Source organism: Nocardia yunnanensis (assembly GCF_003626895.1).
Classification (GTDB): domain Bacteria; phylum Actinomycetota; class Actinomycetes; order Mycobacteriales; family Mycobacteriaceae; genus Nocardia; species Nocardia yunnanensis.
Window position 1 is genome coordinate 4,410,361 of record NZ_CP032568.1, and the last position, 13,437, is coordinate 4,423,797.

Annotated in this window: 17 protein-coding genes and 1 pseudogene; 10 read left to right on the forward strand and 8 right to left on the reverse strand. The window is 70.4% G+C overall.

The window, feature by feature from the left end:
* Window positions 1–2: 2 nt before the first annotated feature.
* The 6 genes from D7D52_RS20745 to D7D52_RS37890 all read left to right on the forward strand — a co-directional run bounded on the left by D7D52_RS20745 (window position 3) and on the right by D7D52_RS37890 (window position 5,519).
* Window positions 3–1,559, forward strand: coding sequence for a molybdopterin-dependent oxidoreductase (locus D7D52_RS20745; RefSeq protein ID WP_120744311.1), 1,557 nt, complete (start codon window positions 3–5; stop codon window positions 1,557–1,559).
* A 206-nt stretch (window positions 1,560–1,765) separates the two neighbouring features.
* The gene (locus tag D7D52_RS20750) at window positions 1,766–2,431 is read left to right on the forward strand and encodes a sigma-70 family RNA polymerase sigma factor (protein WP_246023192.1); all 666 of its coding nucleotides are present in this window, start codon (window positions 1,766–1,768) and stop codon (window positions 2,429–2,431) included.
* Between the two features lie 190 nt (window positions 2,432–2,621).
* Window positions 2,622–3,635, forward strand: a complete 1,014-nt coding sequence (locus D7D52_RS20755; protein WP_120738799.1) for a condensation domain-containing protein — start codon at window positions 2,622–2,624, stop codon at window positions 3,633–3,635.
* A gap of 250 nt (window positions 3,636–3,885) precedes the next feature.
* Entirely contained in the window at window positions 3,886–4,548 is a 663-nt protein-coding gene (gene sigK / locus D7D52_RS20760; RefSeq protein ID WP_246023193.1) for an ECF RNA polymerase sigma factor SigK, read from the forward strand.
* A complete protein-coding gene (locus D7D52_RS20765; RefSeq protein ID WP_120738801.1) occupies window positions 4,545–5,270 on the forward strand; it encodes an anti-sigma factor in 726 nt (241 codons plus the stop codon). The genes sigK and D7D52_RS20765 overlap by 4 nt, the downstream gene beginning before the upstream one ends.
* Before the next feature lie 93 nt (window positions 5,271–5,363).
* Window positions 5,364–5,519 (forward strand): hypothetical protein, encoded by a 156-nt coding sequence (locus tag D7D52_RS37890; RefSeq protein ID WP_162958441.1) that lies wholly within the window; start codon window positions 5,364–5,366, stop codon window positions 5,517–5,519.
* A 57-nt stretch (window positions 5,520–5,576) separates the two neighbouring features.
* Here D7D52_RS37890 and D7D52_RS20770 read toward each other — a convergent pair whose 3' ends face one another.
* From D7D52_RS20770 to D7D52_RS40375, 6 genes and pseudogenes are all read right to left on the reverse strand, one after another.
* On the reverse strand, window positions 5,577–5,996 hold the full coding sequence (locus D7D52_RS20770) for a hypothetical protein (protein ID WP_246023194.1): 420 nt from the start codon (window positions 5,994–5,996) through the stop codon (window positions 5,577–5,579).
* Entirely contained in the window at window positions 5,993–6,421 is a 429-nt protein-coding gene (locus D7D52_RS20775; protein ID WP_246023195.1) for a MarR family winged helix-turn-helix transcriptional regulator, read from the reverse strand. Before D7D52_RS20775 ends, D7D52_RS20770 begins: the two co-directional genes overlap by 4 nt.
* A 52-nt stretch (window positions 6,422–6,473) precedes the next feature.
* Window positions 6,474–6,914 carry a hypothetical protein gene (locus D7D52_RS20780; RefSeq protein ID WP_120738803.1) on the reverse strand — a complete coding sequence of 147 codons (441 nt, stop codon included), beginning with the start codon at window positions 6,912–6,914 and terminating at the stop codon, window positions 6,474–6,476.
* Window positions 6,872–7,288: an ABC transporter permease subunit gene (locus D7D52_RS20785; RefSeq protein WP_120738805.1), complete on the reverse strand. Its 417-nt coding sequence runs from the start codon at window positions 7,286–7,288 to the stop codon at window positions 6,872–6,874. The genes D7D52_RS20780 and D7D52_RS20785 overlap by 43 nt, the downstream gene beginning before the upstream one ends.
* Window positions 7,289–7,320: 32 nt before the next feature.
* Window positions 7,321–7,956, reverse strand: coding sequence for an ATP-binding cassette domain-containing protein (locus D7D52_RS20790; protein ID WP_222932652.1), 636 nt, complete (start codon window positions 7,954–7,956; stop codon window positions 7,321–7,323).
* Between the two features lie 79 nt (window positions 7,957–8,035).
* A pseudogene (locus D7D52_RS40375) lies at window positions 8,036–8,218 on the reverse strand (ATP-binding cassette domain-containing protein); the annotation flags it as partial.
* Window positions 8,219–8,291: 73 nt separating this feature from the next.
* Between D7D52_RS40375 and D7D52_RS20795 the strand changes: the two are divergent.
* Window positions 8,292–8,753, forward strand: coding sequence for a GbsR/MarR family transcriptional regulator (locus D7D52_RS20795; protein ID WP_162958442.1), 462 nt, complete (start codon window positions 8,292–8,294; stop codon window positions 8,751–8,753).
* A gap of 31 nt (window positions 8,754–8,784) precedes the next feature.
* On the opposite strand, the gene D7D52_RS20800 is transcribed toward D7D52_RS20795, so the two are convergent.
* Window positions 8,785–9,273: a MarR family winged helix-turn-helix transcriptional regulator gene (locus D7D52_RS20800; protein ID WP_162958443.1), complete on the reverse strand. Its 489-nt coding sequence runs from the start codon at window positions 9,271–9,273 to the stop codon at window positions 8,785–8,787.
* Between the two features lie 117 nt (window positions 9,274–9,390).
* Between D7D52_RS20800 and D7D52_RS20805 the strand changes: the two genes are divergently transcribed.
* Genes D7D52_RS20805 through D7D52_RS20815 form a run of 3 tightly spaced genes read left to right on the forward strand, consistent with a single transcriptional unit; the run spans window position 9,391 to window position 12,780 of the window.
* The gene (locus D7D52_RS20805; protein ID WP_120738809.1) at window positions 9,391–10,248 is read left to right on the forward strand and encodes a class I SAM-dependent methyltransferase; all 858 of its coding nucleotides are present in this window, start codon (window positions 9,391–9,393) and stop codon (window positions 10,246–10,248) included.
* Window positions 10,245–11,315: an AraC family transcriptional regulator gene (locus D7D52_RS20810; protein ID WP_120738811.1), complete on the forward strand. Its 1,071-nt coding sequence runs from the start codon at window positions 10,245–10,247 to the stop codon at window positions 11,313–11,315. Before D7D52_RS20805 ends, D7D52_RS20810 begins: the two co-directional genes overlap by 4 nt.
* 10 nt (window positions 11,316–11,325) lie before the next feature.
* Window positions 11,326–12,780 carry a flavin-containing monooxygenase gene (locus D7D52_RS20815; protein ID WP_162958444.1) on the forward strand — a complete coding sequence of 485 codons (1,455 nt, stop codon included), beginning with the start codon at window positions 11,326–11,328 and terminating at the stop codon, window positions 12,778–12,780.
* Here D7D52_RS20815 and D7D52_RS20820 read toward each other — a convergent pair.
* The gene (locus D7D52_RS20820; protein ID WP_120738815.1) at window positions 12,762–13,433 is read right to left on the reverse strand and encodes a TetR/AcrR family transcriptional regulator; all 672 of its coding nucleotides are present in this window, start codon (window positions 13,431–13,433) and stop codon (window positions 12,762–12,764) included. The two genes, D7D52_RS20815 and D7D52_RS20820, sit on opposite strands and share 19 nt — an antisense overlap.
* Window positions 13,434–13,437: the final 4 nt, after the last annotated feature.

A 13,437-nucleotide genomic window follows, 5' to 3' on the forward strand; every position in this document is an offset into this window, starting at 1 on the left:
TCATGGCAGCCGAACCCGCTGTCCGCGAAGGGAATTCCGGGCACCGCCGGATCAGCCGAGGCGCGGCCGCGTTCGCGGGGATCCTGGCCGCCGCGCTCGTCCTCGGAATCGGCCATCTGGCAGCAGCTTTCATCGACCCGGCCGCGTCGCCGTTCTACGTGCTGGGCGCGACCGTGGTCGACCACACCCCGCATCAGTTGAAGGACGCCGCGATTCGCCGCTTCGGCGCCCACGACAAAGACGCGCTGTTCGTGTCCATGGCACTGGTCATGCTGGCGGGTGCGGCGGTGGCGGGACTGCTCGAACGCCGCCGCCCGCTCGGCAGCGCGCTGCTGCTGATCCTCGGCGGCGCGACCGGTGTGCTCGCGCTGCAAAGACCCACCGCAACACCATGGTTCGTGCTGCCGTCGGTACTGGGCGTGCTGGCCGGCATCGTCGCGCTGCGGCTGCTCGTCGCCGGACCGCGTCACGCTGCCGCCCCGGGCGACGGATTGTCTCGCCGGGGTTTTCTCACCGCGGCCGTGGGCGTGACCGCGCTCGCGGCCGGTGCGGCCGCGCTCGGCCACGTGCTGGCGACCCGGCTGCACGACGTCGTCGCCGACCGCGCCCGCTTCCGGCTGCCCGCCCCCGCCGGTCCCGCACCGGCGCTGCCCCCGGGCGCTCAGCCGACTCTCGCGGGCATCACCCCCTTCGTCACCGCGAACGATCGGTTCTACCGGGTCGACACCGCCCTGCAGCTGCCCGCTCTCACCAGCGCGGACTGGCGGCTGCGCATTCACGGAATGGTCGATCGCGCCATCGAATTGGACTTCGACCGCCTGCGCGGCCGTCCGGTCGTCGAACGGTTGATCACCCTCACCTGCGTCTCGAACGAGGTCGGCGGCGACCTCGCCGGCACGGCCCACTGGTCGGGCTATCCGCTGGCCGAACTGCTCGCCGAAGCCGGCGTCCACCCCGACGCCGATATGCTGCTGTCGCGCAGTGTCGACGGATTCACCGCGAGCACACCGCTTTCCGCCATCGTCGACGGCCGCGACGCCCTGCTCGCGATCGGCATGAACGGCGAACCGCTGCCGATCGCCCACGGCTACCCGGCCCGTCTCGTCGTCCCCGGCCTCTACGGATTCGTCTCCGCCACCAAATGGGTGGTCGATCTGGAGGTGACCCGCTTCGACCGCGCCAGCGCCTACTGGACCGACCGCGGCTGGGCCGCGCGAGCGCCCATCAAGACGGCCTCCCGCATCGACGTCCCGGCCGCCTTCGTCACCGTCGACGCCGGGGCGGTGCCGATCGGCGGCGTCGCCTGGGCGCAGCATCGCGGCATCGCCCGCGTCGAGATCCAGGTCGACGACCAGCCCTGGCAGCCCGTGCGGCTGGCGACCGAATACTCGACCGACACCTGGCGGCAGTGGACGTGGACCTGGCAGGCGACACCGGGCACGCACACGCTGCGGGTCCGGGCCACCGACGCCACGGGTGCGGTCCAGCCCGAGCAGCGCGCCACACCGTTCCCCGACGGCGCCACCGGCTGGCACAACCGGGTGGTGACGGTGCGGTGAGAAAAAGCGCCCGGGGACCAAACCGGTTGGGGGGTCTGGCCGAAACCCTTGGTGTGCTCACGGTGTGCTCGTGGGCGCGTGGAGAGATGTGCCCAAACGATGGATGCCACCGGTCGATGCACCTCCCCTCGTGTCGGCCGGTGAGTCGGCGGCGGCGGTGACGCCTGCGCCGGTCGTGCCATGGCAGTCTGCGAGCGGGGGTTCGAGTGACCGATGACGACAATACGCCCATCATTCCGTTGTTCGGCGCCGGTGAGCCGGGTGAAACCGCCTCCGCGCCAGCCTGTCCCGCCCGGCGCCCCGACCGCGACGACGAATTGACCGCGCGGCTCACCGAACTCGTGCTGGCCGTCGGCGCCGGTGACCGCGCGGCCTTCACCGAGCTGTACCGCCTGACCAGCCATCGCGTCTTCGGATTGGCGATGCGCATGCTCGGGAACCGTTCCACCGCCGAGGAAGTCGCCCAGGAGGTCTACCTGCAGACCTGGACGCTGGCGGATCGCTACGACGCCACGATCTCCAGCCCCATGGGGTGGCTGATGATGCTGACCCACCGCCGTGCCGTGGACCGTATCCGCATGGACCGATCCGCCACCGACCGCGAAATCACCTTCGGCCACCTGCATCTGGGCCAGGACCGCGATGTGGTGTTCGAGGAGGTCGAGCAGAGCCACGACGAGCGGGCCGTGCTGCACTGCCTGGACGCGTTGACGCCGCTGCAGCGCGAGACCATCGCCCTGGCCTATTACGGCGGCCACACCTATTCGGAGGTCGCCGCCCACCTCGGCACGCCGGTGCCCACGGTGAAGACCCGCATTCGGGACGGGTTGAAGCGGCTGGCCGACTGCCTGCTGGGCCCCGCCGGCGCGTGATCCGTCCGCGGTGCCCCGGTTTCCGATGCCGCCCTGCGTGTCTCGATTGTCTGACTTCGAATTCGATTCGTCGGCAAACCAATCCACCCGGTAGGTCTGTGCGATCTCCTAATTGGGGCGTTGCGTTGATGTTGCTGTCGCGCCCATTTAAAGAGTCCTCAGTCCGCTATCGGTTGATTGGAGTGTCTGGATGACCGCACTGGCCTCGGAGCCCGCAGGTCGTGACGCATCGGACAACGCTTCTCGCTTCCCCTTGTCGGCAGCTCAGTCCGGGATTTGGAACGCTCAGCACCTCGCGCCCGCGGTGCCGCTGACCGTCGCCCAATACGTGCATCTCCGCGGCGACTTCGACGCCGACCTGCTCGCCCGGGCCATGCGCTTGTGTGCTGAGGATTTGCAGAGCTTGCGGCTGCGGCTGGTGGAGGTGGCCGGCGAACCGGTGCAGGTGATCGGGCCCGACACCGCCTTCGAGGTCGCCCGCCACGATTTCCGGGACTGTGACGACCCCTGGACCGCGGCCACCGAATGGATGCGCGCCGATGTCGCCGTGCCCATCCCGCTGCTGGGTGAGCGCTTGATCGAGACCGCCGTCCTGCGCGTCGGGGACCGCGAATCGTTCGTGGAACTGGACGAGCTGCCCTTGACGGTGAACGGCAAACTGGACCGCCGCGCGCTGCCGGAGCCGGCCGCCTACCGTGCGCCCGGCACCGCCGCCGAACACGCGGCAGCACAGGCGATCTCGGAGGTGCTCGGCATCGAGCGCGTCGGCCTCGACGACGGCTTCTTCGCCCTCGGCGGCGATTCGCTGAGCGCGACCCGCGTCGCGGCTCGGCTCGGCTCGGCGCTGGGCGCTACGGTGCCCGTGCGGTCGGTGTTCGAGGCCGCCACCGTCGCCGAGCCGGCCGCGCGCGCCGCCACCCTGCGACCCGGCGCCCCGTCGCCGCGCCTGACCCGCCGGCCGCGCACCTCGGTCGTGCCCCTGTCCCCGGCCCAGCTTCGGTTGTGGTTCATCAACCGCTTCGACCACACCGCCGCCACCTACAACATTCCGTTCGCGGTGCGCATGCGCGGCGACGAGTCCTTCCGCGCGCTGACGGCTAAGAATTCGGACGCCGAACACCTATCCGACCGCTCCGCGCCGCTGGACTGGGGCTTCGTGGTGGCGGCCCTGATCGTGCTCGGGGTCGCCGCGCTGTTTCGCTGAAAACTCCCTGCCGTCCGCACCAAACCTCCCGCCACAGCGGTGCGAAACCCTATCGTGCCCACTTCGCACGGCGGGTACACGGGGCGTTTCCGCCCGTTCGACGGAGGTGGCCGGTCAGTCCACAATCCTGACCCGGACCGGTCACCTCTGAACGGTGCGCGGGAGGCTCGCCAGTGCCTCTGTCCATGTGCGCTCTCGGCCGGATTGCCCTACGGGGTCCGGCCGGGCTCGGAGGAATGCAGGTGAGACGTTGACCGACGACCACAATCCGACGGTTCTCCGCTTGGCGCGCTCTCGGGACGACACCGACGACGGACCCGCCCCCGCCTGTCCCGTCCGCCCGCGCACGCGCGGCGACGACGCGCACATTCACGCCCAGCTGATCGCGGAGATCTCCGGCGGCGACCGCGACGCCTTCACCGAGCTCTACCGGATGACCAGCCACCGCGTGTACGGCCTGGCCCTGCGCATACTGGGCAACCGGGCCACCGCGGAGGAGATCGCCCAGGAGGTCTACCTACAGGTGTGGTCGCTGGCCGCCCGCTACGACCCCGGCCTGGCCAGCCCCATCGGCTGGCTGATGATGCTCACCCATCGGCGCGCGGTGGATCGGGTGCGGCGCGAGCACGCCACCGAGACCCGCGATATCGCTTATGGCAGAAGGACTATGGAGCGCGGGCACGACGTCGTCGCCGAAACCGTCGACCTGCGGGCCGATCGGCGGGCGGTGCTGGGCTGTCTGGACACGCTCACCCAGCGCCAGCGCGACACCATCGTGCTGGCCTATTACGGCGGACTCACCTACAGCGATGTCGCGGACCGGCTGGAGGTGCCCGTCGGCACGGTGAAGAGCCGGATCCGGGACGGGCTCGAGCGCCTCCGGACCTGCCTGACAGGGAGTGATCAACGATGAGCAGCATCGGGCGATCGGACACCGAACTACTCGACCTCGCGTACCCGTACGCGCTCGACGCCGTGACCTCCTGGGAACGCCGCGCCATCGAGCGCCGTCGCCGGCGCGCCGACCGCCGGACCGCGGCCGAATTCGATTCCACCGTCTGCGCATTGCAGGAAACCCTCGCCGAATTGAGCGCCGTGGACGCCTGCAGCCCGCCCGCGGAGCTGGAGACCGGACTGCTGCGCGCGCTCGATCGCGCCGTGCGCGCGGCGGGTCGCCGCCGACTGCGGTTCGGGTCGGTCCCGCGACTCGGGCAGGTGGCCGCGGTCCTGTTGCTGCTAGTCGTGTTCGGCACGGGTCTGGTGGTGGCCACCCAACGCACGGGCGAGCCGCCCGCGTCGGTGACCGCCGCGGTCATCGCCGCCCAGCCGGACGCCCTCACCCGCACCGCGGCGGTCGCCGGCGGCGGCCAGTTGCGCATCGAATCCTCCGCCGCGTTGTCGGCTGCCGCGCTCACCTTCGACGAGGTGCCCGCACCCCCGCCGGGCCGCGCCTATCAGGTGTGGCTCATCGCCCTGGGCGCGCGTCCCCGCTCGGCGGCGGTCCTGGACGCCGTCCCCGTGCGCCCGCTCGTCACGAAGCTGGGCCCGTCCGACACCCTGGCCATCACGGTCGAACGCGCCGCGGGCGCCGATCAGCCGACCTCGGATCCGATCGTGAGCGCGAGCCTGGGCTGACCAAACCACGACCGGGTCGGCGCCGATTCCCTTGTGCCGGCTTGTCGCCGGTTGTTCGCGCAGATCCCACCCACGACGAAAGGTCGATCCCGCATGAGCTCGATCAGCCCGCGGTACCTGGTCACGATCGCCATGGCAATCGGCGGATTCGCCGCCGCCGCAGCGTTATCCGGGGCGGGCGCCGCCACCGCCAACCCGGAATTCGGCACGAAGATGGGTCAGGTCGTCGGCAGCTGCCACCAGTACTGACCGATGATCACCGGGCCGCGACGCACGCATCCGCTTGCGCCGCGGCCCTTTTCGACGTCAGGCGGCACGGTGGCGCGGAAAGGGGTTGCGGTCGGGCGCGATCCAGCCGGTTCTGGCCGCCGCGTCGGCGAGGGTCGCCGAATGATAGAAGCGCAGCAGCAGGCGCTTGTCCAGGAGCGCCGGATTGCGATCCAGGAAGGTTTGGAAATCGGGCTCGGGATGTTCGGCCGCGTGATAGCCGATCAATTCCACCCAGGCCCGGCTGAGCGTGGCGTGATACTTCTGCGGGGCGCCCTGATAGCGGGCGGTGCTGCGCAAGCCCTCCGCGATGAGCGCGACGGTGGATTCGATGTCGTGGCTGCGCAGGGCCAGCCACGTCACCTGGACGTGTTCGCGATGGCCGAAGCGGCCGGACTCCGAAACCGCCTGCGCCAGCAGGGCATCGAAGTCGTCTCGGGAGTGCTGCGGGTGATTCACGGTGATACCTCGGCGAGGGCGCGCAGACCCGCTCGAAGGGCGGCGACCTGGTCGGCGGGCAGACCGGCGAGGGCCCGGCGTTCGAGGCGGGTGAACGCGGTGCGGATGGTGCGGGCCGTGGTGAGCCCGGCGTCGGTCAGCTCGATGACCACCACGCGGCGATCCCCGGCGCGGGTGGCCCGGCCCAGCAGCCCCCGCCCCTCCAGCCGATCCAGCATGCTCGTCAGGGTGGTCGGGCGCGACCCGACCTCGCGTGCCAGCTCCGACACCGTGCGACAGCGGCCGTCGGCGAGATTGGCCAGCACATTGATCTCCGACGGATTCAGCTTCAGCGTAACGAGTTCCGAAGCCAGCACCTGCAAGGTGGCGTGCGTGGCGCGCTGGAGTTCCAGCAACACCGATCGCGCCGACGATGAACTTACCACGATTTCGTACTATACGATTTCGTGGCTTCCGGGGGAAGACCCGGCGTCCCGCTCAGCGGCCGAGGTCGCGGCGGTCGAAGCGGTGGACGCCGAGGGCGACGAAGGTCAGGGCGGTGGCCGTCAGGATCGTGGCGTCCAGCCAGCGGAAGCCGTGGCGCAGGGGGTCGCCGGCGAGGTAGTAGTGGAACGGCGAAAACCATTGGGTCCACGCGACTCCCAGCTTCGCGCCGAAGGTGTGGGCGGCGTAGGCGGCGACCCCGGCGGTGGCGGTGACGGCCACGACGGCGTCCTTGCGGCCGGTGGCCGCGCCCACGCAGACGGCGAGGGCGGCGAAAACGAGTGTGAACAGCACCAGATTCAGGCATTGCGCCGCGAACTGCAGCGGGCTGACGGCGGTCAGGTCGGCGGCGTCGCGGACGGCGGTCAGGTCGGCGGCGTCGCGGACGGCGATCATGCCCAGCCACACCGCCAGGCCCAGCGCCGCGGCCGACACGCCAGCGCGCCGAAGCGTTGCAGCAGCACCTCGGTGCGCGTGACCGGGTGCGCCAGCAGCAGATCCAGCGTGCCGGATTCCTCGTCGGCGGCGGTGGCCCGCGCCCCGAGCGCGACGCCGAAGCACATCGCCAGCAGCGGGACGATCAACCCGAAGACGCTCGACCCCAGATAGCCTGCGGCGGAACCGATATCGTCCATGTGCAGGGCCTCGCGCAGGCCGTCGGGCAGGTTGGCCACCTGGGCGGCCCCGTTTTTCGCCATGCGCGGGTAGAAGCTCGCGTAGGCGGTGGCGGCCAGGGTGATGCCGAGAATCCAGCGGAGCAGTCCGCGGCGGTTGTCGCGCAGGGACTTGGTGAGCACGGCGAAGGTCATATCGAAACCGTTCCTCGGGTCGGGGCGACAGGTCAGGCGGTATGCGCGTAGTGCGAGTGGAAGATCTCGTCCAGGTGCGGTTCGGTGGTCCGCACCGTGGTGACGGTGTGCCGGGCGGCGATCTTGAGCAGCGCGTCGGGAGCGCCGGTGAGGCGCGCATGCAACAGCGTGCCGTCGCGGTCGAGAGCCGCGTCGGAGATGCCGGGTACGCCGTGGAACTCGTCGAGCGGTACCGGTGCCGCGAAACCGATTTCGATCATCCGCGCCGCCGCGGCGCGCAACTCGGCCACCGTGTCGAGCGCGACCAACTGTCCCTCGCGCAGAATGCCGATGCGGTCGGCGACCGCCTCCACCTCGTCCATCACATGGCTGGACATGAACACCGTCCGCCCCTCGCGCGCGGCCTCGCCGACCAGCTCCTGAAAGGTCTGCTGCACCAGGGGATCGAGCCCGGAGGTGGGCTCGTCGAGGATCAGCAACTCGGGGGAGTGCATGAAAGCCTGTACCAGGCCGACCTTTTGGCGATTGCCCTTGGACAGGCTCTTGATCCTCGCGTTCTGGTCCAGCCCGAGCCGGTCGGCGAGCTCGCCGATGCGCGCCGCGGACACGCCCCCGCTGAGCCCGCCCAGAAAGCGCAGGCACTCCCGCACGCTCTGCGTGCCGTCCACCACGAAATCGCCCGCGAGATACCCCGATGCGGCGGCGCAGCGCCCGGCCGTCGCGGCGCGGATCGAGCCCCAGCACCCGCACGCTGCCGGCGGTGGGACGAATCAGATCCAGCAACAACCGGATCGTCGTCGATTTGCCCGCCCCATTGGGGCCGAGGTAGCCGAACACCTCGCCGGCCTCGATCTCGAGGCTGAGGCCCCGCAAGCCGCGCTGGGTGCCGTATGTCTTGACGAGATCCCGGATCTCGATGGCGCAGTTCATGACTCGAAGAATAGTGAAGTTTCAGAAATTTTTGAAGATATTGGAAATTCTGGGCTGCCGGTACTGTGTGGCCATGGACTCCACACGGCGACTTCGTGACTCGGCCGAGCGGCTGGCTCTCACCCTGGCGCAGGGCGGAATGCAGAAGACCACCGCCCGGGTCATGGCGGCGCTGCTGTACACCCAGCAGGAGGCGATGACCGCGAGCGACCTGTGCGAACAGTTGTCCGTCAGCGCCGGTGCGGTGTCCGCCGCCATCAAGCAGCTCACCCAGTCCGGCATGGTGGAGCGGGTGCCGGCGCCGGGCAGCCGCCGCGAGCACTACCGATTCCCCCACGGCGTGTGGGCGTACCTGTTCTCCCAGCAGAACCTGATGCTCAAGGCCATGCGCGAGGCCGCCCAGGAGGGTCTCGCCGCCGCGCCCGAGGACAGCTCCACCGCCGCACGGCTGCACGAGATGCGAGAGTTCTACGCGTACATGGAGCGTGAGCTGCCGCCGCTCATCGAGCAGTGGCGCAGCGAGTACCACGGCTGAGCGGCCGTCGCGCGCGCCGGCCGCGGCGCGGTCACACTGTCGAGTCGCGCGCGGCCGGGGGATCCGCGATCACCGCGCGCAGCGTCGTGTGCACCTCGTGGAGAAAGCCGGCGATCTGGCGCAGTTGCTCGACGGGGTAGCGATCCATCACCTCGATCAGCCGGGCCGAGAGCGGATCGAAGAATTCGTGCGCGACCGCAGCCGCCTGTCCGCCGGTGTGCAACAGGACTTTACGGCCGTCCCGGCCCTCCCGGACCCGGCGCACATAACCGGCGTGCTCTAGGCGATTGAGCAGATTCGAGGTCGCGCCCGCCGAGAGGTGAATGCTGCGCGCCAGCTGCGCGGGCGTCAGCTGCCGGCCCAGGACCTCGTGATTGGCGATCTCCGCGAGCGCCTTGGCGTCGGTGGGATGCAGCGCCAGCCACGCGGCGAAAGCGCGGCGCAGGCTCTCGTAGTCCACGGCATGACGACGCAGGCTGTCGAGCAGTTGCTGCTCCAGCGCATCGCGTTCACCGGTCACCGGCCACCTCCTGCGTCGTCGGCTCGAGCGCTTGCTTTCACGGTGAAACGACCCTAGCATCGGCCAAGATCGTTTCATCGTGAAACATTCTGGTCTGCTCGATCGAAGGGATATGGCATGCGGGTGGGTCAGCTGAGCCGGACCGCGCTGGGCGCCGCCCGCGCCCGGGCACTGCACCAAACGTCGGACGAGCCGAGGATTTTCACCGATCCGGTGGCCGTCGCTCTCGCCGGGGCCGTCGACGACGCCGCGGGCGAGGTGTCCGCGGGCAAGGATGTGCCCGACGAGGCGCGTCTGTTCCTGGCCATGCGGCATCGCTTCGCCGAGGACGCGCTGGCCGCGCGCGCCGGCGAGTTCGGTCAGGTGGTGGTGCTGGGCGCCGGACTGGACACGTTCGGGGTGCGCAACCCGTACCCGCACCTCACCGTCTACGAGGTAGACCATCCCGATACGCAAGCCTGGAAGCGCGGACGCCTCGCGCACGCCGGGATCGCGGTGCCCGACGGGCTGCGCTTCGTCGCCTGCGACTTCGAAAACGACGACCTGGCAAGCGAATTGCGCGCGCAGGGCTTCGACGCCACGATTCCGACGTTCTTCATCTGGCTGGGTGTCGTGCAATACCTCACCGGGGAGGCCGTCGACGCCACGCTGAGCTTCATCGCCGAACTCCCCGCACCCGCGCAGGTCGTGATCGACTACAGCGAACCCCCGTCGGCGCTACCGCCGCAGCGCCGCGCGGTGGTGGAGATGCTCTCGACCATCATGGCCGGCATCGGGGAGCCGTGGCTGTCGCTGTTCACCCGTGACGAAATCGCCGACAAGCTCACCGGTTTCGGCTATTCCGAGGTCGAGGACCTGGACTGGACCGCCATGCTCGCCCGCTACGCGCCGGCCAGCACCGCCGCCGACCAGGTCGGCGGCCATGTCCTGCGCGCGGCGCATGCCGGCCGGGCGGCGCGCGCCACCGCGCCGTGACCGACCCGTCCCCGGAGTGGGATCACCCTCGGGGCGCGGCAGCGCTGCGACTGCTGGTGGAGGTCGGCGGCGACCACGGGCTGTCGGCCGCGGACTGCTTGCGGGGCACGGGATTACGCGACGCGGACCTGCACCAGCCGTCCTGTCAGTGCGAGGCCGGGCACGAGATCACGGTGGCGCGCAATCTGATTCGGCGGCTGGGGGACCGGCCGGGCCTGGGCACGGAGGCGGGCGCGCGGTACACCTTCGGCACACTCGGCATCTGGGGTTACGCGCTCATGTCGAGTGCTCGCGTGCGAGATGTGGTGCGGCTCAGCGTGCGCTACGCGGATCTGTGCTTCGCCTTCGTCCGTCCGGTCGTGCACCAGCACCCGGGCGAGCTGGCGGTGGTGTGCGACGACAGCGAGATCCCCTCCGACGTCCGCGAATTCTTCGTGGAACGGGAACTGACCAAGGTGGCCCGGCTGCTGCCGGTCGCGCTCGGGCGGCACAGCCGGCTGCGGATCGAGACGGCGCTGACCGGGGCGCGAGCGCAGGCGGTACGGGACCACGCCGGCCGGATCGAGGTGCGCGGCGAGCTGTCCTGCCACCGCGTGGTGCTCGACAACGAGATACTGGATTCGCCACTGCCGCAGGCGGATCCGATCACCGCGCGCGAACTCGAGCGGCAATGCGCACGGCTGCTGGAGTTCCGCCGCGGTCGCCGCGGCACGGCCGCGCACGTGCGATCGCTGCTGCTGGCGGAGCTGGACGGCGCGCCCACGATGGCGGCCATCGCCGCGCTGCTGCACCTCGACCCGCGCACCCTGCGCCGTCGCCTGCGCGCGGAGGGCACCTCGTTCCGGGAACTGGCCGACGAGGTCCACGCGGCCATGGCCGAGGAGCTGCTGCGGGCCGGTCTGACCGTGTCGGAGACCGCCTTCCGCCTCGGCTATCACGACGCGGCCGGATTCACCCGCGCCTACCGCCGCTGGAACGGCCGCACCCCCGGCAGCGCACACCCCGCGCCCGAAAAAGACAATGCCGCGCCCGAATCGGGCATGGGTCGCGCCGCCCGCCGCCCCTAGCGTCGGCGGCATGACAGCGACGACGCCCACCGTGGCCATCATCGGCGCCGGGTTCGGCGGCCTGGCGGCCGCGATCGAATTGGGCCGCAATGGAATCCACGACTTCGAGGTCTTCGAGCGCGGTGATTCGGTGGGCGGGGTGTGGCGCGCCAACGCCTATCCCGGCGCGGCCTGCGACGTGCCGTCGCCGATCTACTCGTTCTCCTATGCGCTCGAGACCCGCTGGTCGGCCCGCTACGGCTCGCAACCGGAGATTCACGCCTATCTGCGCCGGTGCGCCGACCGCTTCGGCATCACCCCCAAAATCCGCTTCGGCGCCGAGGTGGTGGCCGCGACCTTCGCCGACGACGGCTGGTCGGTGGAGCTGGCCTCCGGCGAGGTCCGCCGCTTCGGCGCCCTGATCTGCGCCACCGGCCAGCTGTCGCGCCCGCGCATTCCCGAGGTGCCCGACCGGTCGAGTTTCGCCGGGGCGCAATTCCATTCGGCCGAATGGGACCCCGCGGTGTCGCTGCGCGGCAAGCGCGTGGCGGTGGTCGGCAGCGGCGCCAGCGCGATCCAGCTGGTGCCCGCCATCGTCGACGAGGTGGACCGGCTGCACGTCATCGCCCGCTCCCCGAACTGGGTGGCCAACAAGTGCGACCACGCCACCGGCGGCCCGCTGCACGCGCTACTGCGCCGCGTCCCGGGCCTGGCGCGCCTGCAACACAATGCCGAATGGCTGTGGTTCGAATCCCGGGTGCCGATGATCTTCAACCGCCTGGACCCGGTGCGCACCGTCTTCCAGGCCTGGCTGCGCGCCAAGATCCGCCGCGAGATCCGCGATCCGGCGCTGCGGGCGGTCGTCACCCCCGATTACAAGGTGGGCTGCAATCGCATTCTGCCGTCCAATGATTGGTATCCGGCGCTGGATCGATCGCACGTGTCGGTGCATCCGCACGCCGTCGCCCGCATGACCCCACAGGGCCCGGTGCTCGCCGACGGGACCGTGGTCGAGGCGGATGTGGTGGTGTGGTGCACCGGTTTCACCGCCGACGAATACCTGGCCCCCATCCGCATCACCGGCCGCGACGGCCGCCTCCTGCACACCGAATGGAAGGACGGCCCCGAGGCGTATCTGGGCATCACGGTCGCGGGCTTCCCCAATATGTTCCTGCTGTTCGGCCCGAACACCGGCTCCATCACCAACACCATCACATATCTGCTGGAAAAGCAGGCCCGCTACGCCCGCATGGCGATTCAGCACCTGGCGACCCGCGGCGGCCGGCTCGAGGTCCGCGCGGAGGTGCAGAACGACTACCAGCGCTGGCTCGACCGCCGCCTGCGCGCCACCGTCTTCACCTCCGGCTGCCCCGGCTGGTACCACACCGCCACCGGCCGCGTCTTCGCCGTCTGGCCCGGCTCACACCTCGAATACGCCCGCCGCACAGCGCGTTTCGATCCAGCGGACTACACCCCCGGCGCGTGAGCGTCGCCCGCGTCGGTGGTGAGCGCGGGCCACAGTGCGTCGGTGAGCTTGTCGGGCAGACCCGCGCGGGTGGCGGCGTCGTCACCGCGCAGGAACGCGCCGAAGAAGGCGCCGAAAACCATGGTGGCAATGGTGCGGGTATCGATGCCCGGTCGCACCGCGCCCCGCTCGACGAGATGGTCGAGGAGATGCTCCACCTGGCTGACCCGGGGTTCCACGGCGCGTTCGACCACGTGGGCGAGCAGTTCGGGCACCCGGTCGGCCTCGCTGATGAAACCGCCCTGCAGCACGATGGCGTCGGGGTTGTAGTAGCAGGGATCGACGCGGCGGATGGCCTCGGTGAACGCCGCGCGGGGCGTCAGCGTGTCGAGGGCCAGCGGCGGGGTGGCCGCGGTCTGGGTGCGGAATCCGTAGTCGAGGGCCTCGATGACGAGTTCGAGTTTGCCGGGCCAGCGCCGATAGAGGGTCGGCCGGGTGACTCCGGCGTCGGAGGCGATGTCGCCCAGGGCCATTCGCGTGTAGCCGTCGCTGACCAGGCGTCGGCGCGTGGCCACGATGATGGCCTCGTCCACGGCCGGATCGCGGGGCCGCCCGCCCCGGGGGCCGGACTTGCGCGCCGGCTGTGCACCGGGCTCGGTGTGCTGCTGTGTCATGACC

Excerpts from the sequence above, each read along its gene's own strand:
- D7D52_RS37890 (WP_162958441.1), top strand. The coding sequence starts at position 5,364 with ATGAGCTCGATCAGCCCGCGGTACCTGGTCACGATCGCCATGGCAATC.
- D7D52_RS20820 (WP_120738815.1), bottom strand. The coding sequence starts at position 13,433 with ATGACACAGCAGCACACCGAGCCCGGTGCACAGCCGGCGCGCAAGTCC.
- D7D52_RS20755 (WP_120738799.1), top strand. The coding sequence starts at position 2,622 with ATGACCGCACTGGCCTCGGAGCCCGCAGGTCGTGACGCATCGGACAAC.
- D7D52_RS20745 (WP_120744311.1), top strand. The coding sequence starts at position 3 with ATGGCAGCCGAACCCGCTGTCCGCGAAGGGAATTCCGGGCACCGCCGG.
- D7D52_RS20805 (WP_120738809.1), top strand. The coding sequence starts at position 9,391 with ATGCGGGTGGGTCAGCTGAGCCGGACCGCGCTGGGCGCCGCCCGCGCC.
- D7D52_RS20815 (WP_162958444.1), top strand. The coding sequence starts at position 11,326 with ATGACAGCGACGACGCCCACCGTGGCCATCATCGGCGCCGGGTTCGGC.
- D7D52_RS20765 (WP_120738801.1), top strand. The coding sequence starts at position 4,545 with ATGAGCAGCATCGGGCGATCGGACACCGAACTACTCGACCTCGCGTAC.
- D7D52_RS20785 (WP_120738805.1), bottom strand. The coding sequence starts at position 7,288 with ATGACCTTCGCCGTGCTCACCAAGTCCCTGCGCGACAACCGCCGCGGA.
- D7D52_RS20795 (WP_162958442.1), top strand. The coding sequence starts at position 8,292 with ATGGACTCCACACGGCGACTTCGTGACTCGGCCGAGCGGCTGGCTCTC.